The sequence below is a fragment of the Flavobacterium sp. WC2430 genome, assembly GCF_040822075.1.
In the GTDB taxonomy this organism is placed as follows: domain Bacteria; phylum Bacteroidota; class Bacteroidia; order Flavobacteriales; family Flavobacteriaceae; genus Flavobacterium.
In genome coordinates this window covers 668,343-691,413 of record NZ_CP162007.1, presented here as the reverse complement: position 1 = coordinate 691,413, position 23,071 = coordinate 668,343, and the positions used below count along the sequence as shown (strand labels likewise).

Genomic DNA, 23,071 nt, shown 5'->3' with positions numbered 1-23,071 from the left:
GTTGTATTATTGTGTTATATAAAATTCAGAACTAAATTCTTACATGTCTACAAATAAACATGCTATTATCCGATACCAAACTTTAGATAAGTGCTTCCGTAATACTGGAAGAAAATACGCTATTGAAGATCTTATCGAAGAATGTAATAAAGCAATTTATGAGTATTCCGGAAATGAAGAAGGGATTAAAAAAAGACAACTCTATGATGATCTAAGATTCATGGAAAGTGAACAAGGTTGGAATGTTGAACTCACAAAAGACAAAGAAGGGAGAAGAGTTTTCTATAGGTATCAAAACCCTTCTTTTTCGATTTCAAACCAACCCTTGAATGAAACAGAAGCAAATCAATTAAGGGAAGCATTGTTAACATTAGACCGCTTCAAAGGATTACCACAATACAATTGGATCAATGAGCTAAATACAAGATTAGAATCTACATTTAACTTGAAACAACAAAAGGAGATTATTATCAGTTTTGAACAAAATGAATACTTGAAGGGATTGGAATACATTCCGGAACTTTATAATGCAATTCTTTATAAAAAGGTTTTAAATATTGAATATAAGAATTTCAAAACAGATACTGCTACTACCCTTTCCCTACATCCCTATTATTTAAAGCAATATAATATGCGTTGGTTTTTATTTGGGAAGTCCAATGATTATGAAACTATAACAAATTTAGCTTTAGACAGAATAGAAAGTATACAAGAAACTTCTCAGGAATATATAGAGACTGAAATCGACTTTAATGAATATTTCGAAGATGTTGTGGGAGTTACTGTATCAAATGATGAAGTCCAAGAGATCGTAATTGAAGCTAACCAGTCTCTGGTCCCTTACTTAAAAACCAAACCTATTCACGGCTCACAGAAAATTAAAGAACAAGATGGTAAGTATTTCATTCACTTAAACCTAATACCAAACTATGAGTTGGAAACATTGATTTTGTCTTTTGGAGAAAAAATCAGACTAATTAAACCACAATTTTTAGTTGAAAAACTAGAAGATAGAATCGATAAAATGAAAAATAATTATTAATGCACGTGTAATGCACTAATGCAATTTACATTTGCAAAGTAATTAGTTAAATAAAAGTTTATGTCTGAGAGTAAAAATAGTTGGAATAGTGATTTTTGGAATTTATTAAATAAACTCCGGGGTAAAATTGAGGTCGATAGTCTAAAAAACTATATTTTAACATTGGTGTTTTTAAGACACATTAGTGATAATAAAAACACTAATACAGGTTTGAATATAACGATTCCCGCCGATTGTGATTTTCAATCTATTTTAAAATTATGTTATGAAGAAAGAACTTCAATTGGTAATGAAATAAATAAGCGATTAAATTCTATTGCTAGGGAGAACCCTATTTTCGATGGTGTAATAAATTTCATTGATTTTAATAGCGCCTCCGTTTTAGGAAAAGACCATGATTCAGATATTATTCTGGGTAATATTATTCTTTTAATTGAAGATTATTCTAACAGACATGCTTCGTCCGATAATACAAGAAATACCATCTGGGTTGACACATTTGAGCACGTAAACCAATCTTTTATTGAAAATAGCGTCAAGTATTCTGCTGGAACAGCCACACCCAATGAAATTGGTATTTTAATAGCAAAACTAATTGGTTTCAAAAAAGATAATAGTGTCAAAAGCATTTATGATCCTGTTTGCGGAACAGGGAGTCTTTTATTTTCAGTTTTTAAAGAAGGTGGTGATGATGTGACGATATATGGAGAAACAAGAATCCCAGAAAACATCTTCGTGGCAAAATTGACTTTCCTTTTTCATGGAATTACTGATTATAATTTGGAGAATCGCGATGTTTTAAATTTTCCCAGCTTTTTAGATGTTTCCATGGATAAATCCAACCATATTCAAACTCAACTTAAAAAGTTTGATTATGTTGTTTCTAATCCTCCTTTTAATGTCCACAATTGGTCTACAGACCCCCATAGTGATATGTTCGATAGATGGAATTCCACTACTGGAATACCTCCCACAAATAGCGGTGACTTTGCTTTTTTACTGCATATCGTTAAATCTTTGAAGGAAAATGGTGTAGCTGCCTGCGTCGTATCAAACGGCGTCCTTTTTAGAGGAGGATCTGAAAGAAATATTCGTAAATATCTATTGGAATCCGGCTTCATAAAAGGCATAATTGGATTACCAGCAAAATTATTATATGGTACAGGAATACCTAGTTCTATAATTATACTTGAGAATAAACCGGATTTTAAAAGAGATTCAATTTTTATTATCGACGCAAGTAAAGAATATTTATCTGAAAGGTTTATAAATAAACTGATGCCGGAAAACATCAACCATATAGCTGATGTATGGGAGAATGGTAAAGAAGAGAATGAATTTTCAAGAATTGTACCTTATTCTGAGATCGCGGAAAACGATTTCAATTTCAATTTACCGAGATATTTAACAACAATTTACGATTTTGAAGTTCCTGAAGGATCTACATTAGTTGAATTATCAAATGTATTAACGTCAGTTCCCAGAGTTAGAACAGACAATGAATCTGGAAAATTAGTTAAAATTTCAGATTTATTAAACGATTCATTTCTTTATACTATTGCAATCGACTCCTTAGCAGAGGATACCGTTAGTAGAGTTTTTAATAAATTAACCGCTCCTGCCCTGTTGATTTCTAAACGCTTTAATAAACTAAAACCTAGCTTTATTGATGCTAGTTTAGACTATCCTGTCTTTATATCTCCAGATATTGATGCATTTACTATCAATAATGACATTGTTGATTTATCATACTTAATACAGCAACTAAGCAGCGATTATGTAACCAAGCAAGTTGATTCTTTTTCTTTAGGGACGGTAATGCCAAATTTAAGAAAGCAGGATTTTATGCGAATCAAAGTCGTTATTCCACGTTTTGACACACAAGGTTCATTAACCCTCCAAAGGGCATTAACTGAAGGAGCCAGAATTCAATCTGATAAAGGCAAAATTGAAACCTTTCAGCTTCAAGCGACGATTGATACTTTGTTAAAAGAACGTATGAATGATTTTCAATGGAAATTACATGATATTCGTAATGGAGAATTATTAAATCTCAAAGGGCAAATAGTTACTTTAGAAATGTTTGCGGATGCAAATCCAGAGCTGTTTAATAATATTGTAGATCAGGACAGTAATGACACCGTTCATTCGTCTATCAAAGATATTTATACTAGTGTGCAAAAATTAGCAGTTATTCTTTCCGATTTATATGACACTTCAGAAAATGCTTCTATAAAAGAAAATATTGATGTTCTTGTATTCATCAAAGAATTTTGTGATAATCAGTTGAAGAGCAATGGCAATTTATTTGAAATTGATTGTACTGATATTGATAAAACTAAGAAGGATTTTGAAATAAAGGACCTTGTTATTTCAGTTAACAAAAAAGATGTGGAAAGAATTTTTACAAATATTTTTGAAAACGCAATTAAACATGGTGGTTTTAAGGATTCAAATCAAGTCAACAAGATTAAAATGGCGTTGTCATTAGATTCTAAAGAAGAGATGGTAACAATTGCTGTTTTGAATAATGGAAAACCTTCTAAAATAAATGCTATGGATTATTTTGCGGATGGAGGGAAAGCAGGATCTACATCTAATTCCGGCAAGGGAGGTCATATCGTTAAAGTCCTTACCGAGCGTAATAATGGCAAAGTGTTTCAGAATAATTATGCTATTGAGGAAGCTAATGGTTATACTTTTGAAGTAGGTGTTCAATTTAAACACAAATTATCTTATGAGCTATAAAGTCTTATTAATAGATGATCAACATAATGGTCAGCCATTGGAGCAAATCAAGAAAATGGCTAAAATGGCTAATATTGAATTGGTTGGTGAAAAATATCATGTGCAAGGAATGGAATTATTAAAAAATGATTCCAGTTATGAATACCAGGCAGTTATATTAGATGCTACTGGGTACAAAAAATCAGATATTGATGAAGAAAAGCAAAGTAATACTGGTTTATTCTATTCTTTAAAATTCTTAAGTGAATTATTAGGTGACAGAATAATCCCTTGGTTTATTTATACTGGAGCTCAAAGAAATTTGACAAATCAGGAATTTATGGAACCTATTTTGGAATACCAGAATAATATAAAATTTGGTAGAATAGAATTTGACTACTACACTAAAACATTGCATGAAAAAGAGTTAATTCAAGACATTATAAAAGAAATTGATAACTTGGAACAAACTAAAATTGAGATTCAACATAGACAGGTTTTTCAAATCGCAAAAAAAATAAATGTTCCTTCTGAAGATATAAATCATCTTGTAACCATAATCAAATCAATTCAATCGAATGGTAGTGATTTAGAACCTTCACTCTATTTTACACAACTCAGAAAATATGTTGAATATGTTTTTAGAGACGCTGTTAAGTATAATATCTTACATGAGAATTGTATTGGTAAAGACGGCAAACTTAATCTAACAGATTCTAGTTTGTTTTTGGCAGGTGAACCAACCAAACATTGTAAACCCAACAACGTTAGGTGTTCGAAAACTCATTTTTCAAAATTAATGGCTGATAACATCAAAAATTTATTATTCATCACAGGAGCCGCTTCACATACATCAGATGTGGATCCAGCGAAGAACATGGATTATCAAGATTATCGTGCACAAATAAAAACACCATACCTACTTTACCAGTTAACATTTACTGTCTGCGATTTGCTAGTATGGTATCAAAACTATTTAATTGCAAACAGCAACATGGAGGCAAACGAAAGTTTATGTATAGACCTGGTAGAAAACAACAACAATCAAAATGCCTCTGACTGGCATGAAGGCCATGTTACTAAAATTGCCGAAAATGGATTTGGTACATTCCAACCTAACAATGGTTCAAATAGCCTCAGTATACATCCAATTGCAGTTACAAATAATCAAATTACACTTGGGGACAACCTAAACGTAAGAACAGAGCCAAGCCCTGACGGAACAAAATTACACATTAAAGAAATTATCAAATTATAATTATGGCCATAAAAGCTAAAGCAAAAAAAGAAAAGTCGATAGAAGAAACACTATGGGACTCAGCAAATAAACTACGAGGAACCGTAGAATCCTCAGAATACAAGCACGTGGTTTTGGGATTGATATTCCTGAAATTTGCCAGTGACAAGTTCGAAGAACGTCGTAAGGAACTGATCGCTGATGGAAAAGAGAAATACCTTGAGATGAAGGAATTCTATAATATGTCGAACATTTTCTTTTTACCCGAGGAATCCCGCTGGTCATTCATTATTGAAAACTCCAAGCAAAACGATATTGCATTAAAGATTGATACTGCTTTACATACCATCGAAAAAAACAATCCAGCCCTAAAAGGAGCTTTACCAGACAACTACTTCTCTCGTTTGAACATGGATGTGAGTAAGTTGGCAGCTTTATTGGATACCATCAATAACATTGACACCATCAAGGACAAACAGACCGATATTGTAGGTCGTGTGTATGAATATTTCCTAAGCAAGTTTGCCTTGGCTGAGGGAAAAGGAAAAGGCGAATTTTATACCCCTAAAAGCATTGTAAACCTAATTGCTGAGATGATCGAACCCTACAAAGGCGTAATCTACGATCCAGCTTGTGGTTCTGGAGGTATGTTTGTGCAGTCTATTAAGTTTATAGAAAACCATCACGGAAACAAAAAAGAGATTTCTATTTACGGACAAGAATATACGGCTACGACTTATAAACTAGCCAAAATGAACCTCGCCATTCGTGGTATTGCCGCCAACTTGGGCGATGTGGCTGCTGACACATTTGGACGCGACCAACACCCCGATTTGAAAGCCGATTACATTATGGCAAACCCGCCATTCAACCAAAAAGACTGGAGAGCTGCTGATGAATTAGTAGACGATCCCCGCTGGAGAGGCTATGACGTCCCTCCTACTAGTAATGCCAACTACGCTTGGATTTTGAATATGGTTTCTAAATTATCCGAAAATGGCGTAGCAGGATTTATCTTGGCTAATGGGGCACTCTCAGGCGGTGGCGATGAATACAAAATTCGTAGAAAACTGATAGAAAACGACGTGGTAGAAGCCATTGTGATTTTGCCTAGAAGTATGTTTTATACCACTGATATTAGTGTTACGCTGTGGATTTTGAACAAAAACAAAAAAGCAAGAACGGTACAATTGCCGGATGAAACCCGAAATTATCGTGACCGCCAAAACGAAATACTATTTTTAGACCTACGTGAAAAAGGGATTCCTTTTGAAAAGAAATTTACTCAATTCTCAGAGGATAATATTATAGAAATCACCCAAGTCTATCACAATTGGCAAACTGATTTGTCCAACTACCAAAATGTCCCTGAATTCAGTTATGCTGCAACTTTAGAAGAGGTTACAGCTAAAGATTTTTCTTTAGTTCCCAGTAAATATATCAGTTTTGTAAACCGTGATGAAAATATTGATTTTGAATATAAAATAAAAAACTTACAATCCGAGTTTTTAGATTTATTAAAAGCCGAAACTCAATCGAAAAATGATTTATTAACCGTATTTAAAGAGTTAGGTTATGAAATCAAATTATAAACGATTAGGTGATTTTATTGAGTTTTATAATATAAGAGCAATAGAATTAGAAGAAAACCTAGACATAGAAAGTATAAGAGGTATTTCATCAATTTCAAAAAGTTTTATAAAAACTAGAGCTAATCTTGTTGGGGTTGTAGCCGATAAATATAAAGTTGTAACAAATGATTGTTTCGCTTATAATCCAAATACTGCAAGAATGGGAGATAAAATCCCAATTGCCTTAAATACAACGAAAGATATTGTTTTAGTTTCTTCTATCTATCCCACCTTTAAAATTAAAAAAACAAACGAATTAGATCCAGAATATTTAATGATGTGGTTTCGTAGACCTGAATTTGATAGATATGCACGTTATAAATCTCATGGAAGCGCAAGAGAAGTTTTTGATATTGATGAAATGAATGAACTCATCTTACCAGTGCCATCAAAAGAAAAACAAGAAGAAATTGTACGAGAATATAATGTGATTCAAAACCGTATTTATTTAAACAACCAGCTTATTACTAAACTTGAAGAAACAGCTCAGGCTATTTACAAACAATGGTTTATGGATTTTGAGTTTCCTGATGAAAATGGTTTGTCTTATAAAAGTAATGCTGGGGAGATGGTTTGGTGTGAGGAAGTGGAAAAGGAGATTCCGAAGGGGTGGAATATCGATAATCTATCTTCATATACTAAATATTCAGATAAAAGAATAAATATTAATAATCTAGTTCCTGAAAAATATATTTCAACTGAAAACATGCTTCAAAATAAAAAAGGAATTACAGTTTCAGATGAAATCCCTAATATTACTACTGTAGCTAAATTTGTATCAAATGATATTTTAATTTCAAATATTAGACCTTACTTGAAGAAAATTTGGTTTGCTGATTTTGAAGGCGGATGCTCGAATGATGTTCTATGCATTAAAACATTAAATCAAAAATACTCTTACTTTATTTACTATGCATTAGAGCAGGATTCTTTTTTTAATTATGTAATGGCAGGAAGTAAAGGAACTAAAATGCCACGTGGGGATAAACAATGGATTATGGATTTTAAAATAACTATTCCAAATGCTATGACATTAAATAAATTTTCTGATTTTTCTGAAAAGAGCATGAATCTTAGGAAGGTAAGTGAATATGAAAATCAAAAGCTGGAAGAATTAAAAGAATTATTACAAGCAAGAATGACAAAAGTTGAAACGGATATTTTAATATAAATAAGTATGAGTCAAATACAGCTAAAATTTTTAGACAATCAACCAATTGGAGATGATTTATTCGAAGGGAAATCTCAAGAAAAAATTGGAAGTGTAGTAGCCGATATTATTAAAAATAAAAATTTCCAAATTATTGGAATCGATGGTGCTTGGGGTACGGGTAAAAGTAATCTTGTAAAAATCATTGACAATAAACTACCCGATTTTAAATTCTTTATTTACGATGTTTGGGGCCATCAAGAAGATGACCAACGTAAAGCTATATTAGTAGAATTGACGGAATTTATTTCTGACAAGGGAAATAATATTGTTTCTAACAAATCGAAGTGGAAGGCGAAATTAAAAAGATTATTAGCGAAGGAAAAAGAGGTCACTACTATCAACAGACCTTATTTAAGTATAGGGTTTATTCTATCTTTAGTCTCAATTATTTATGTTCCTACTGTTAATACGTTTATTAAAGATATACCCTCCGACAAGGAATTTCATGGACTTGATCCATTTATTGCAAAAATAATTGCGATACTATTTCCAGTTATTTTAATTGTTATAATTTATTCGTGGAAAGTTGGCTTCCAGCTTTTTGTGAAAGGCAATAAATGGCAGTCTTTTAAAATTGCTATGCAACAAACATTCCAAGTTTACACAAACAAACAGGAAGAAGAAACTAAAATTGAAACTATTTCTGAGAATGAACCTTCGGTAAAGGACTTCAGAAATTGGATGAAAGAAATTGACACTGATTTAGGGGATAAAAAACTTGTATTAGTTTTTGATAATTTTGACCGCCTACCAAAAAAACACATTTTAAGTATTTGGTCTTCAATTCATATTTTTTTTGCAGAAGAAAAGTACAATAACATTAAAGTTATAATCCCATTTGACAGACTTCATATACAGAACGCTTTTAAAGAATTAAATGGCAGTGATGGTAATTATGCAAATGATTATATTAATAAAACATTTAATTTAGTTTATAGAGTATCACCTCCAATATTATCAAGTTGGAAAGTTTTCTTTAAAGAAAGATGGAAAGAAGCTTTCACACTAGTTGATGAATCTGAATTTTTAAAAGTTATACTAATCTATGAAGTTTACAGAGAAACGATTACACCAAGAGAAATTATAGCCTGCATAAATGAAATTGTATCTATTAAACTTCTTGACAGTACCATTCCTGACAGGTATATAGCACTCTTTGTTTTAAATACAGATCCTATTCTTAAAGACCCATTAAAAGCTATTTCTAATCCATTATTCCTCAAGGGTTTAACTTATTTATACGGAGATGATGATAATTTTCAAAAATATATTACCGCACTTGCTTATCAAATTGAACCTAAAGATGCGCTTGAGGTTGTATATATAAAACAGCTAAAAAATTCTCTAATTAATAAGAATCTAGAAGTTTTTACCGAAATTTCAAAAACTAATGTGTTTTCAAAAATTATTGAATCAGTTCTTTCAGATATTGAAGATTTTGATAACCCAATTTTTGTTTTAGACACTTTATCCGAAGATTCAAAAATAACAGAAATTGAAAAACAATCTCTATGGAATGCTATTTATCTTAGATCCAGAAATTTAAAATTTGAAAAATTTGAAATTAAAGAATCGCAAAAGATACTAGTAAGACATATAGAAATTAACAAAGCTGAAATTTGGATAAAATCTGTTATTAAAGAATTAATGAATCACAGCAATTTTGATGCAGTGAAATTTGCCCGTATGATTGATGATTTTGATAAATTCTTAAAAGAAAATAATGTCGGATTAGATGTTTTCGAATTATTAAAACGATCAAAAACTAAAGAAGTGGATGCAAATTTATTCATCCCACTTATTGCCGATAAAAAGGACAAATTTACTGCCTATTGTATTACCATACCAAATGACGAATTAAATAAATATTTAATAGGGCTCGATATTGACGCTTTAGAAAAATCAAACTACATAAAATTTCTAAAACCACATTTTAATTTAGATGAATTTATTAAAGAGTTATCAAATAAAATACAATTAAACAAAACAGATAAAACTAAGTTATCAATTTTATACACTCGACTAAAAGAGATTTCGGAAAAGCCTTTAAAAGCAGAATTAACTGATGTTGAAGTATATACTTTATTTAACCAATCAACTGAAACAGAGAATCTTTATTATGATTTGTTGGCGATGAGGATGTCTAAATTAAATAGTTTTCATAGTTCTTATGCTCCATCATTTGGTACAATTTTAAATTCAGATAAGGAAGAAATAGCAAATAAAATTGCTGAAAGAATTGAATTGTATATTAACTATGATAAATTCCTAATTGGTAGCGAACATTTTAAACAATCAATATTATATAAGTCTGTAGCAAAAAAAATTATTGCAATGGATAATGATGATTCTGAATCAGAAACAGAAGATGTGCTTAGAAATTTTGAAAGTATTTGTACTAATATAGAAATTGATGCACAATTATTATTGAATGGTTTAGACCGTTGGGAATATGAAGGAAATAAGGTTGAAGGATCAATTGAATTCCCTAATATTTTGTTTCAAGAAGCTAAAAAAAGTGACAAAAGTATTGCCGAAATTATAATAAAAAATGCATTTATATATTTCGCTAATTTAGATAAAGAAGGATGGGTTCAAATATTTGACAACTTAAATTCAAAAGAATTTAATCTAATTAAAATAATTTCTTTTAATCAATGGAATAGCCATTCTACAGAAGCATTAAAGGAATCCTTGATAAAAATAATTAATGCCGGTATACATAGTGATGCAAAAGAGTGGATTGATTTGATTACTAGTTTTGAAAATGTTGACATCGAATTAATAAATACATTTAAGGATATAAGAGATGTTTTTTACAATAATGGAGCTTTATTAAATAAAGATTTATTTAACTTCTATATCTATTATTTTTTAAAATATAAAATTTTGGAAGACAAGCCCAATGATGCGTTTAGAACTATATTTAAAGTTGAATTTTTAGATGACCCTGCATTGTTGAAAATTTTGATTGAAAATTCCGCAGAAATTAAGTCTTTAATGCAAAAATCAAATCCGTCTGATGTCGCAAATTTAAAACAAGGAATTCGAGACCGAAGCAAAAATTCAGAATTAATTACTGATTTGGCTAAAAAGCTTGACATTAGACCATTAAAAAAAGAATAAATTTAATGCTTTTATTAAATATTAAGATAAAAAGTTAATAGACAAATAAGAAAAAATAATAATGAACGAAATATTTGAAGTTTATAAAGAACTCTTTACAAAAAGATGTCATTACATCCCTTTGTTAGAAATGGGAGAAGATTCTGTTCGATATGACTTTTTTACAGCAACCACAACCGTTAAAAATCTAGAAAATTATGATATTGTTTTAGAAAGCGAAATTAATAAGCTAGCATATATCCCTAGACAATTAAGCCCTAATACATTAAGAAAGCAAAAGCCAAAAATGGATATGGTAATCGATAAATTAAATGTCTGCGCAGAGTTTGCTTTATTTAAACAAAATAGTAACGAACAAGGTACAATAAACAAAACAAACAGGCTAATCAAAACTTTAAACGATATGATAAGATTAGGATTAGAATCTAATTTTACTAGACGGAATGCCTATTTTATTTGTGTTGCAGATAGTAAAATGTTAGGACACCAATTACAATCTAAAAGGTTGGGCAAGTTTCCTTCAGATTATCATATTACTTTAGATTTAGTTAATGAATTATGTTTGAAGAAAACTTCTGCTTTTGATAAACGTTTTATAAATAAAATGCAACAGTTAAATTTAAGTTTTTCTGCTAAACTTATTCTTAATGAACAAATTGTAGCTAGCAAAATAAAGTTTGAAACTCGATTATTAGTTTGGCAAGTAGAGCAAGTATAAAATATCTTATATCATAAAATCAATACTAAATGGCAAAATATAGCGTACATCAACAACCCGTAGAAACTTTACTAAGTTGGATCAAATCTGGCGATATTGCCATTCCGGAAATTCAAAGACCTTTTGTTTGGAACGGTGCTAAAGTAAGAGATTTAATTGATTCCTTATATCAGGGTTATCCTGTGGGTTATATCATCACTTGGAGAAATCCAGATGTGAAATTAAAGAACGGGGAACTATCTGCTGGCAAAAAAGTATTGATAGACGGCCAACAACGAATTACGGCATTAACGGCTGCCATAGTTGGGCAACGTGTTTTGGATAAAAATTATAAAGAAATAAACATCCGTATTGCCTTTAATCCACTAGAAGAAAAATTTGATGTACTCAATAAGGCCTACGAAAAAAGCCCGGAATGGATAGATAATATTAATCCTATTGTAAATGATGAGATTTCCATTTCTAAAGCCATACGTAAATATTGTCAAGATAATCCTGATGCCGATGAAGACTTAGTAGAGGAGCGTATTGAAAACCTAAAACGCATCAAAACAAAACAAGTAGGTATAATTGAGTTAGATGCCAGTTTAGATATTGATACTGTCACCGAAATTTTCATTCGCATCAATCAAAAAGGGGTTGTTTTGAGTAATGCAGATTTTGTTATGTCTAAAATCGCTTCAGATGAAAAATACGGCGGTAACACCATGCGTAAAATGGTCGATTACTTCTGCCGCATGATTGTCGATAAAGGATTCATTAAACACATACAAGACAACGACAATACCTTTACGCAGACTGATTACTACAAAGAGATCAAATGGATGGCTACAGGCAGTGATGATTTGTATGTACCTGATTATATAGCTTTATTAAGAGTCGCATTTACTTTCAAGTTTAGTCGTGGTAAATTCAGTGATTTAGTCGCTTTATTATCAGGAAGGAATTTTGAAACCCGTTCCTATGAAGGAAGTATTGCCGAAGCCAGTTATTCTAAACTATCCGATGGCTTATCTGCTTTTGTAAATCAGACTAATTACCAGCGTTTTATAATGATAATTAAATCGACAGGTTTAATTAGTAAGAAATTAATATCGTCACAAAACAGTTTGAATTTTGCTTATGCTTTATATTTAAAATTGCGTGAAGATGGAATGGGTGAAGCGGAAACACAAGGCTATGTAAAGCGTTGGCTGGTAATGAGTATATTAATTGGTCGTTATTCTGGTTCTGCAGAATCTCGAATAGATGAAGACATCAAACAAATCAATGAAAAAGGAATAGCAGCCTATTTAATCCAAATGGAACAAGCGAACTTGGGTGCCGGTTTTTGGGATTTCGGAATCATAAACGATTTGGAATCTTCTAGTGTAAACAACAATGCTTACAACTTATATTTAGCGGCACAAGTAAATAATAATTCGGTAGCTTTTTTATCTAAAAGCATGAAAATTAGTAGCCTTATAGAACAACGAGGAGATATACATCATATTTTTCCGAAAAAATACTTGATGAATAATGGCTATCCACAGAAAGCATACAATCAAGTTGCCAATTTTGTATTCACAGAACAAGCTACCAATATAAAAGTGGGTATGCTAACGCCTAAAGATTATTTGGACAAGGTAAAAGCTCAAATACAGGCAGGAACAAATGGAATAAGTACTTTAGATTCTGATAGTAGTCTACAAGAAAACTTGATTAATAATGACATGCCAAGCATTCTAGAGGAAGCAAGTCACTTGGTATATGAAGGATTTTTAGAAGAACGCAGAAGATTGATGGCGAATAAATTAAAAGTCTATTACGAGCAGTTATAAAAACATTTTTATGAAATTTACTGAAGCACAACTAGAACAGGCCTTTATCAGCTTACTACAAGAACAGGAGATGACTTATCTTGTAGGAAGTGACATCCGTAAATCAGAATTCAATGGATTTGCAGAACCACCATCCACTTACGGACATATCGTAAGTGAAAAAGTCCTGATTACCGATGATTTAAGAAATTATTTGCGATCTAATTATGCTTCAGTAAATATTTCAGAAAGTGAAATTGATTCTATTGTTAGGGATTTAGAACGCTTGCCTTCATCAGATTTGTATGAAAGTAATAAAGCAATCATGAAAATGGTTTCGAATGGTTTTTTATTAAAAAGAGAAGACCGTAGCGAAAAAGATTGTTACATACAGCTCATAGACTATTCGGAAGAAGATAACAATATTTATAAAATTGTAAATCAACTAGCGATCAAAGGATACGAAATGCGTATTCCTGATTTGATTTTATACATCAACGGATTACCTTTGGTAGTGTTTGAGTTTAAAACTGCAATTCAGGAAAACACCACTATTCACGATGCTTATGTACAATTAACCACACGATATAAAAGAGACATTCCCGATCTATTTAAATACAATGCTTTTTGTGTTATTAGCGATGGCGTAAATACCAAAGCAGGTTCTTTCTTTGCCCCTTACGAATTCTTTTATGCCTGGCGTAAAATTGAAGGCATGATAAAAGAAGTAGACGGTATTGACGCTATGTACACCCTAATTCAGGGAATGTTCAATCGTAAAAGACTGCGTGATATTATTCACAACTTTATCTATCTACCTGATAGCTCCAAGAAAAACGAAAAGATTGTTTGTCGGTATCCGCAATATTATGCTGCAACAAAACTTTTTGAAAACATAAAAATACATCAACGTCCAGAAGGTGACGGTAAAGGAGGAACTTATTTTGGAACTACAGGATGTGGAAAAAGCTATACGATGCTATTCTTGACTCGCTTATTGATGAAAAGTACTCATTTCGGTAGTCCCACAATTATTCTTATTACCGATAGAACTGATCTCGACGACCAATTATCAGGACAATTTACGAATGCCAAAGGATTTGTAGGTGATGATACAATTATCAGTGTAGAAAGCCGATCTAATCTTCGGGAATTGGTTCAAAGCAGAAACAGTGGAGGCGTATTCTTAACTACGATTCACAAGTTTAACGAGGATACAAAGTTATTGACCGATAGAAACAATGTGATTTGTATTTCGGATGAAGCGCATCGAAGCCAAACTAATTTAGATCAAAAAGTAACGGTGACTGAAAAAGGTGTGATTAAAACCTACGGCTTTGCTAAATACCTCCACGATTCGCTACCCAATGCCACTTATGTGGGTTTTACAGGAACTCCTATTGACGCTACCATTGACGTCTTTGGAGAAGTGGTTGATGCCTATACGATGACGGAATCAGTTGCAGACGAAATTACGGTACGCATTGTTTACGAAGGACGTGCTGCTAAAGTTTTATTGAATAACCGCAAACTTCAAGAAATTGAAGAGTACTACAATCGTTGTGCAGAAGAAGGCAGTAATGAGCACCAAATAGAAGAAAGTAAAAAAGTGATGGCACAAATGAATGCAATCATTGGTGACCCTAAACGATTAAAGGATTTGGCTGGGGATTTCGTGAACCATTATGAGAATCGAATAACCGAAGGAGCTACAATAAAAGGAAAAGCCATGTTCGTATGCAGCAGCAGACCTATTGCTTATGAATTATATAAAAACGTCTTGGCGTTAAGACCAGAATGGGGCGAAATTAAAGTTTGTGATGAAGGTGTTATCCTGACCGATAAAGAGAAAAAAGAGATCAAACCAATCGAGCGCATGAAAATGGTTATGACTCGACATAAAGATGACCCCGAAGACATGTATCATTTATTGGGAATAAAAGAGGATCGAAAAGAAATGGATCGTCAATTTAAAAACGAAAAATCCAATTTCAAGATTGCTATTGTAGTCGATATGTGGCTAACAGGTTTTGATGTTCCATTCCTAGATACGATGTATATTGATAAACCAATCCAGCGTCACAATTTGATTCAAACCATTTCAAGAGTGAATCGAAAATTCGAAGGAAAAAACAAAGGTTTGATTGTGGATTATATTGGTATCAAAAAGCAAATGAATTTAGCTTTAGCCCATTATAACAAAAAGGATTCTGACATTTTTGAAGACATCGAGCAATCTATTGTAGTAGTAAAAGACCAATTGGATTTATTACATAAGCTGTTTCATAAATTTGACAATAGTAAGTATTTCAACGGCACACCTCTGGAACAACTGAACACTTTAAATAAAGGTGCTGAATTTGCCCAAATAACACAAGATATAGAAAAACGTTTTATGTATATCGTAAAGCGTTTAAAAGCGGCCTATGATATTTGTTCTGGTAGTGACGCTTTTACGAATCACGTTAGAGATGAAATTCATTTCTTCTTGGCTGTAAGATCCATTGTATTCAAACTAACCAAAGGAGTTGCTCTAGATACTGCACAAATGAACAATAAAGTTCGTAATATGATTCAGGAAGCAATTGAAAGCGAAGGAATCGAAGAGATCTTTAAATTAGGAGAAACTGGTGAAACGGAAGTTGACATTTTCTCAGAAGATTATTTGGCGAAATTGGACAAGATTAAACTTCCCAACACCAAGATTAAATTACTGCAAAAATTGTTAGCAAAAGCCATTGAAGACGTACAGAAAATCAATAAAGTTATGGGAATTGATTTTTCAAAACGCCTGCAATTTATTGTGGACAAATACAACGAACGAAAAGAAAGCGATGTGTTAAACAGTATGGTACTAGAGGACTTTACTGATGAGATTATTGACTTGTATTTTGCCTTAAAAAAAGAGAAAGACTCGTTCAAAGATTTAGGAATTGATATAGAAGAAAAAGCCTTCTACGACATTTTAAAAGCCTTGGCAATTAAATATGATTTTGTGTATCCAGAAGAAAAGCTAATCACACTTGCACAAAAAGTCAAAGAAGTGGTTGATGATAAAGCTCAATATACGGATTGGAGTAAACGAGATGATATAAAAGCAGAATTGAAAGTAGGTTTGATTATCCTCTTAGCTGATAATGGTTATCCTCCAGTAGATCGAGACGAGGTTTATAAAGAGATTTTTGAACAGGCAGAGAATTTTAAGAAGTATAGCGTCTAGGGTATGAAAAGTTTAAATTATAGAAATGTTAAGATAGATGAAAATGTGGTCTGCTATGTTTATTTGGAAATTATTAAAACCAAAAATTAAAATCATCATTCCTGTAAAAAAAATCAAATCAAATAAGTATGAAAATTATATACACAATAGCTCTTGTTTTACTTTTAATTAGTTGCAATAATAAAGAAGACAAAAAAAAATCAATTCCACTAAATATTAAACATCAGCCACTTTTTCTGACGCTTTCACCTTATATGTCAGATGCTATATTTTTAAGTGAAGTTCAAAAATTAAATAAAGATCATAAATTAGAAAACAATCAATTTGCATTACCTATTGATAGCAGGTACTATTATTTTGATGTGAGTAAAGATAAACATTCAATATACCTTTCCTATACAGTAAAAAAAGGATATAGCAAAAAGAATCTAAACTATAAGATTTCAGACGAAATATTAGCCGCTTATAAAAAGCAAACATTCGAACTTAAAAATTTATTTGATAAAAAATACCCTAAAACCATTAAACAAATTCCCAACATTGAGATCGAAAACTTTGGTTTATACAATATGAAATACACTTTATATGAGGAGGAAGATAAGTACATTTTATTACGCTATAGAGTACATGGCAGTCGAGTTGGGAGTGAGGTAGAAAATGACCAGAAAATGGACGATTTCCTATATAAAACAACTGGCAAACGCGTAAATAGAGATGATTTAGAAGAAAAACAGATGAAAAAGTATCTTAAAGCAGCTTATCCAAGTCCATCATCAGCTGATTTTGGCTTTGAATTCAATATAAATTATTTCTATAAAAAGTATATCGATTCTTTAATAGTTGACATGAAAATAAAAAATAAAGAATTAGAAAAATACAATCTTGATTTGCAAAAGGAAAAAAATCGTATTGATGATATTAGGAGTAAAAATATTAATGAAATTTAAAATAAACTACATTTTGTCTTAAATCAACTTTACTTAAAAAACGTAAGTATTACCTAATTCTTGATTTGGTCCTTTGCATTCAATGAATTAATTTTATTTGTCAATGCAAAGTGCCGTAAACCTATCTGTAACTATGATATTTGTTTTAATAGAATTATCAATTTCCTCAATATCATTTTTTACTCCCATAATTCTTCCCCCAATTCAACGTCGATACCAAAATAATTATTTAATAATGCATTTAAGGCGTTCCTCATAACTTCAAATTTATCCTCTGTAGTCACAAGGCTATCATGCCTTGATATTAGAAGCGTTTCTGGGTGCTTTTTAGATATTTTCTTAGAACAGTAGTCCAGAATACATTTAGCCTCTATTCGTTGCATTAAAATGGGTAATTCAGCTTTGTTATTCTTCTTCATAACATCTAATAGTTTTGTGACCTCTGGAAATAACATCTTAAAATCTTGCAATGCTTTAACTCCTGAATTTTTTGGTGAAGCATATAGAGCGTTTATAGTTATCTTTTTTGCACATTTTCTTAAATCATCAAAATCATAAATTCGATGAGCTTTCTTTTCTTTATCAAAAAGTATCGTGAAAAACTTGTTACTTTTAAACCAAATCGCACCAGATTCTAAAAGGTGTTCACCTACATAAGTGTAAATGTCTTTTGAATGAATTAAAGAAATGAAGCTGTCGATTTCAGTAAAATCAAAGGGTTTCAACGTTTCTTGCAGCATTATAGTAATATTATAACATATACCTCTTATATCTAATATATATTCACCATCTTCATATGTATTAATTAAACTACTAATTCTCTTAATCAACCTATTGCTAAATCTTTTTTCTGATATTTGCTTGAACTTTGTTATCTCATAATAATATTCATCCTTGATTATACCAAGAATTATTGTTAAAATAAATGGTTGAGAACTTTTAATATCAGCCTCTTTTAATCTTTGCCCTTCATAGGTAACAAATCGCTTTAAATCGGACGGTAATGATGTAAAATAGCTATGTAAACGATCATCCTTACCATCTCTAAAATATTTACTGTTTAAGCTCTTAAATTCATTTATTGCTATTAAACGTTTAATTTTTTTTGTTATTCGTCGTTTCTTTTTCTTTGCTAAATCATTTGTTGTGCTATATTTTTTATCTACATATTTTGATGCTGAAACAATATCCAATGAAAAGCCAGAACTATTTAGCCATTTTGTTAAATGCTCTGTCTTGTATTGAGCAACTCCTTTTCTTTGATTAATTCGCTTTTGATTCTGCTTTACAACTTGTTTATTCTTTACTTCATATTCTTGCATGAATATTTTGGAGTCATTTGCTGAGACTGTTTCGTTCTTTGACGTCAAATATTGTTCTGTAATTTTATGTTTAGCACATTCATCTTTTTTGCCTTTTATATTTTTAATATATGGCAATGAATCGATGATCCCCTTTTCTTTTAAAAATTTTAAATGACATGAAGTTTTGTAGGTTTCACAGTCATATTTTCTTAAGATTCCTGAACATAAATTCACCCATTCACTGCCATTTTCTAACTCTTTGTCTTTAAATTTTCCTTTAATTATTAGATGTAATAAGAATGCTGAAAGTCCTAAATCAATATGTTCGTTTTCTTCCGATAGCTCCACAATTTTACTGTACAGCTTTGTTGGTAGGTACACATAGTAACTACCTTTTATTGTGTTAATTTCCATAGCAATGACTAATTAATTTTAATCATTGCTTTGTCAATCTCGCTTCTCTTATAGTAGACTCTTCCTCCAATGCCATAGGCATTAATCACACCATCATTTTTCCAATTACTCACGGTTGAGATGTTAACCTTAAGAAGTTTTGCAACATCTTGTCGGGTTAAATACTCTTCGGGTTGTTTTGGTTGAAGGTTTGCAGAAAGCTCGTGTACTTGAGCTACCAATGCTTGAATGGCTTCTGGTTGTAACTGGTCAGTATTAAACTGATTTAAACTTGATTCTCTCATATTAATTTGTTTTAAATTTTATAAGACAAATCAAGTGTGGGCATTGTGGGATAGAAAAAACAAAGCCCTGTATTACTCAGTTGATTATTGAGTAAATACAAGGCTTAAGAAGGTTTTCTTAAAATTAATGTGGGATTATTGTGGGATAGGGTTTAAACTTTCGATGATTTTAAATATTGATTGTTTTTTTGAAGGAAATCGAGTCCCTTTTTCCATATTTGAAATCATATTTGAAACATTTTTTTTATCTTTTTCTATAAGATTAAAAGTAAAACGTTCTGACCACCATTGAGCATAATTTGATTTGGTTTTAATCGAGTCTATAAAGTAGGGTCTCATTTTTGAAATTAGAAAACCAAAATCGTTTAGTGTCCCATTAATTAAGTTTATTTTAGGATTATCTATCGGATATCCAACTGTAAAAACCTCTTTTATTGTTTCCAGTTTTACTTGCATACCGATAAAATCCCTTAACTCTTCACAAAAGGAGTTCAATTCTTCAAATTTTAGGCTATGAAAAACTGTTGTAGGGCTTTCTTTAGATGGCTTAAATTCTTGTAAAAAAAGAAAAGAACTATACAACTTATCAGAAAGCTTCTTTAATATAGTTTGTTGATATTTATTTTTCATAATAATATCACTCCTTTCTATTATATCAGAAACATATCCGTCTAATAATTCAACAGTAATTAGTTCTCCGTTTTCCATTTCATATTCTTTCGTCCCATATGGAGTTTCCTCTTTTAAAACTTCGTCAAGCTTACTTTCTTTATTTGCTATTATTACTCTTAAGGAATCAATAGTTTCTTCCAATTGCTTGACAAACAATAGAATTTCTTGCTTTGAATTTTCAATTTGTTTAGAATCCTCAAAAATTTCTTTAAAATAAATAAAGGTATTATCAAAAACTGTATCTACAACTTTCTTAAAATATTGAACTGAGTAAAATTCTAATAATTCACCAAAGCTAGTTGATAATAAACTATCTCTTTTATAAGCCTTTTTTTTAGTATTTTGCTTAATAAATTTATCGTATTCACTAAACCCTTGTAAATACTTATGATAGTCATTAAAAAAAATTATAAGCAGACTTTTAAATCTATCTATAATTTTGAGTTGAATCTCTCTTCTGGCCTTTTGTGTTCTACTTGACGATGGAAGTTGCGCCTCCAGAATTTCTATTTGTTTTGCAATAGGTTTAAGTATAAAGTTATTTAGAAAGGTCGCAAAAAAGTTCGTATTTTCTCTATTTGCAACAAAAAATTCGGCTACACCTTCTTCAAGTAAGCTTATTTTATTATCTAAGCCTTCATCATCAAAAGAATTTAGAATCTCCTGTAATACCTCTTTTACTTTGTTTATTTCTGTTTTCACAAGTTTATTTATTAAGATACAGTATCCGATTTGAGCAAAGTTAATTTAACTTCTTTAACTTTTTTTGATTTCTAAGTCCAAATTTCTACTGGTCGCAAAGCATAATTAATTATGTTTCTTGCCTATATATTCTAAAAACATTCCTTCATTGGTATTGCCATTTACATATGTCAAGAAAGGTATTTACTACTTGATATATCAATTTATCGAGAATTAATTTTCTTTTCTACTATTTTAAAAACTGATTGGATTTTGTTCATACTACATTCAGTTGTGATGGTTTGTCTTCGTCTTTTTCCTCTGCTTCCTTATTCATTATTTCCCACATTTTTATAAATAAATCTGCATTTGCATCTTTGTCTTCACGTTCATTTATGTATTGCAAAAATAAACTCTCCTTCGAATGTCCTGTTATGCCTATTAGTATGGAAGTCTGCATCTTTTTATAGTAATTAGTTGCAAAAGATCTTCTGAAACTATGGTTTGTAACCAGTTCGTATTTAGGGTAAAAATCTAATTTTTTTCGTTTAGTCTCTTCGTCCCATTTTTTTCCTTCAACCCTCTCATCTATTTTGGCAAGTTCACAAACTTTTTTAATATGTACATTTAGTTTTTGTGTGCTTATTGGATAAGGGAAATGATTTTCTATAATATCGATAATGTGAGGGTTTACTATTCCAATGGTTACTTTTTTATTTGTTTTTTGCTGTATTAAGTCCAAATACATATTTCCCTTATTATAACGAATATTATCTTTTGTAATATTGAGTAAATCTCCGCCTCTTTGTCCAATTTCACATCCTAGCAACATCCAGTTACGGGCGTTTATTAATGCAGCTGTCTTAATCTCTTCGCATGTTCTTATTTGCTCTAACTCTGCAAAGGATAGTGTTACTATAAATCTATCTTCATTGCTTTCAGAAAAAACCTCAATATTTTTGACGTAGTGGTTTACTGTGATGTTGTCTTTTTCGGCGTCTGAACATACTGCTTTTAGGTTCTTAATCTGATCGCCCGAATGATTTATAGAGTACTTTTTGTCATTTATTAACCAGTTAGAGAATTTGTCTATAAATGATTTATTAATGTCTAGAAAGTGTATTTGTTTTTTTATGTGTTTTTGATATTCAGTCAAAATATTTTTAGAATTAATATAACTATTGATTCTGCTTTTTGATAAACCCAGATTCTTTCGGCCTTTTACTTTACGTGTGGAGGCACTGTCTATTATATGCTGAATGTGATTGATCATTAATCCTGCATCTGTTTTCTCAACACGTTTAAAACATTCTTTAATCGTATTTTCTAGCCAGTAGGAATCTATTAATATTCCGTTTCCTAGATCTTTGTTGAGTTGTTCAAAAATGAATGATTCTAGTTTTTTTAGGTCGCTAAAAATTTGCTTGTTTCCAGCATTGTTTTGTTTTGGACGATTTGTTGTTTCGCTCCAGTCTGTTGGGTTAATAGTAAACCCTGTATTTAGCTCTAAGTCGGTATTTTTACCATTTAAAAGACGCACTTTTACTGGTACGTTTTTGTTTGCCTTGCTTCTTATTCTAAATTGTACTGTTGCCATTTTCTTAAACATTTAATTGTTTGAACAAAACAAAGATAATAAATTTAAATATTCAATTTACAAATTTGCCCGATTATTGCCCGACAATTATTGATAATGCTTCAACTTCGTTAGTCTTTATTAGATAGTTTTTGAGTTTTAATGTGTGCGTTAAGTACTGAAAACAAAGATTTTAATTAATTTTTGTCAATGTTTATAAGGTTTTGTGATTTTGCTGAAATGATAGGGTGTGACTCCGGCTCCGGGTACAAAAACCGCTTCGAAAGAAGCGGTTTTTTTGGTTTTATACTTTTCTAAATTTTAGGCTAAATTTAAATTTTTCTCAATAATTTTCTAATTCCAATTTTCTATGGAACACAGTCAAAATTCAGGTTAAGTCACCTTTATATATTTAATTCCCACTACCATACTATTTTTATTACATCGTTTTATATATAAATTTATTTTCGTATTCTTGTA

At 31.1% G+C, this 23,071-nt stretch carries 14 protein-coding genes; 10 read left to right on the top strand and 4 right to left on the bottom strand.

Annotated elements, in window-relative coordinates; all coding sequences use genetic code 11:
* Window positions 1-43 precede the first annotated feature (43 nt).
* From AB3G36_RS02935 to AB3G36_RS02890, 10 genes are all read left to right on the top strand, one after another.
* On the top strand, window positions 44-1,042 hold the full coding sequence (locus AB3G36_RS02935; RefSeq protein ID WP_367755837.1) for a helix-turn-helix transcriptional regulator: 999 nt from the start codon (window positions 44-46) through the stop codon (window positions 1,040-1,042).
* A 60-nt stretch (window positions 1,043-1,102) separates the two neighbouring features.
* Window positions 1,103-3,790 (top strand): N-6 DNA methylase, encoded by a 2,688-nt coding sequence (locus tag AB3G36_RS02930; RefSeq protein ID WP_367755835.1) that lies wholly within the window; start codon window positions 1,103-1,105, stop codon window positions 3,788-3,790.
* On the top strand, window positions 3,780-5,027 hold the full coding sequence (locus AB3G36_RS02925; RefSeq protein WP_367755833.1) for a hypothetical protein: 1,248 nt from the start codon (window positions 3,780-3,782) through the stop codon (window positions 5,025-5,027). The genes AB3G36_RS02930 and AB3G36_RS02925 overlap by 11 nt, the downstream gene beginning before the upstream one ends.
* 2 nt (window positions 5,028-5,029) lie before the next feature.
* Window positions 5,030-6,598 carry an N-6 DNA methylase gene (locus AB3G36_RS02920; RefSeq protein ID WP_367755831.1) on the top strand — a complete coding sequence of 523 codons (1,569 nt, stop codon included), beginning with the start codon at window positions 5,030-5,032 and terminating at the stop codon, window positions 6,596-6,598.
* A complete protein-coding gene (locus AB3G36_RS02915; RefSeq protein WP_367755829.1) occupies window positions 6,582-7,808 on the top strand; it encodes a hypothetical protein in 1,227 nt (408 codons plus the stop codon). Before AB3G36_RS02920 ends, AB3G36_RS02915 begins: the two co-directional genes overlap by 17 nt.
* Before the next feature lie 6 nt (window positions 7,809-7,814).
* On the top strand, window positions 7,815-10,976 hold the full coding sequence (locus AB3G36_RS02910; RefSeq protein WP_367755827.1) for a P-loop NTPase fold protein: 3,162 nt from the start codon (window positions 7,815-7,817) through the stop codon (window positions 10,974-10,976).
* Between the two features lie 61 nt (window positions 10,977-11,037).
* Window positions 11,038-11,694, top strand: a complete 657-nt coding sequence (locus AB3G36_RS02905; protein ID WP_367755825.1) for a hypothetical protein — start codon at window positions 11,038-11,040, stop codon at window positions 11,692-11,694.
* A gap of 29 nt (window positions 11,695-11,723) precedes the next feature.
* Complete coding sequence (locus AB3G36_RS02900; protein ID WP_367755823.1) at window positions 11,724-13,514, top strand: DUF262 domain-containing protein; 1,791 nt, start codon at window positions 11,724-11,726, stop codon at window positions 13,512-13,514.
* Between the two features lie 10 nt (window positions 13,515-13,524).
* Window positions 13,525-16,713 carry a type I restriction endonuclease subunit R gene (locus tag AB3G36_RS02895; RefSeq protein WP_367755821.1) on the top strand — a complete coding sequence of 1,063 codons (3,189 nt, stop codon included), beginning with the start codon at window positions 13,525-13,527 and terminating at the stop codon, window positions 16,711-16,713.
* 128 nt (window positions 16,714-16,841) lie between these two features.
* On the top strand, window positions 16,842-17,660 hold the full coding sequence (locus tag AB3G36_RS02890) for a hypothetical protein (protein WP_367755819.1): 819 nt from the start codon (window positions 16,842-16,844) through the stop codon (window positions 17,658-17,660).
* Between the two features lie 179 nt (window positions 17,661-17,839).
* On the opposite strand, the gene AB3G36_RS02885 is transcribed toward AB3G36_RS02890, so the two are convergent.
* From AB3G36_RS02885 to AB3G36_RS02870, 4 genes are all read right to left on the bottom strand, one after another.
* On the bottom strand, window positions 17,840-19,378 hold the full coding sequence (locus tag AB3G36_RS02885; protein ID WP_367755817.1) for a hypothetical protein: 1,539 nt from the start codon (window positions 19,376-19,378) through the stop codon (window positions 17,840-17,842).
* An 8-nt stretch (window positions 19,379-19,386) separates the two neighbouring features.
* Entirely contained in the window at window positions 19,387-19,662 is a 276-nt protein-coding gene (locus AB3G36_RS02880) for a helix-turn-helix domain-containing protein (protein WP_367755816.1), read from the bottom strand.
* Window positions 19,663-19,797: 135 nt separating this feature from the next.
* A complete protein-coding gene (locus tag AB3G36_RS02875) occupies window positions 19,798-21,036 on the bottom strand; it encodes a hypothetical protein (protein ID WP_367755814.1) in 1,239 nt (412 codons plus the stop codon).
* 256 nt (window positions 21,037-21,292) lie between these two features.
* Complete coding sequence (locus AB3G36_RS02870) at window positions 21,293-22,612, bottom strand: phage integrase SAM-like domain-containing protein (RefSeq protein WP_367755812.1); 1,320 nt, start codon at window positions 22,610-22,612, stop codon at window positions 21,293-21,295.
* Window positions 22,613-23,071: the final 459 nt, after the last annotated feature.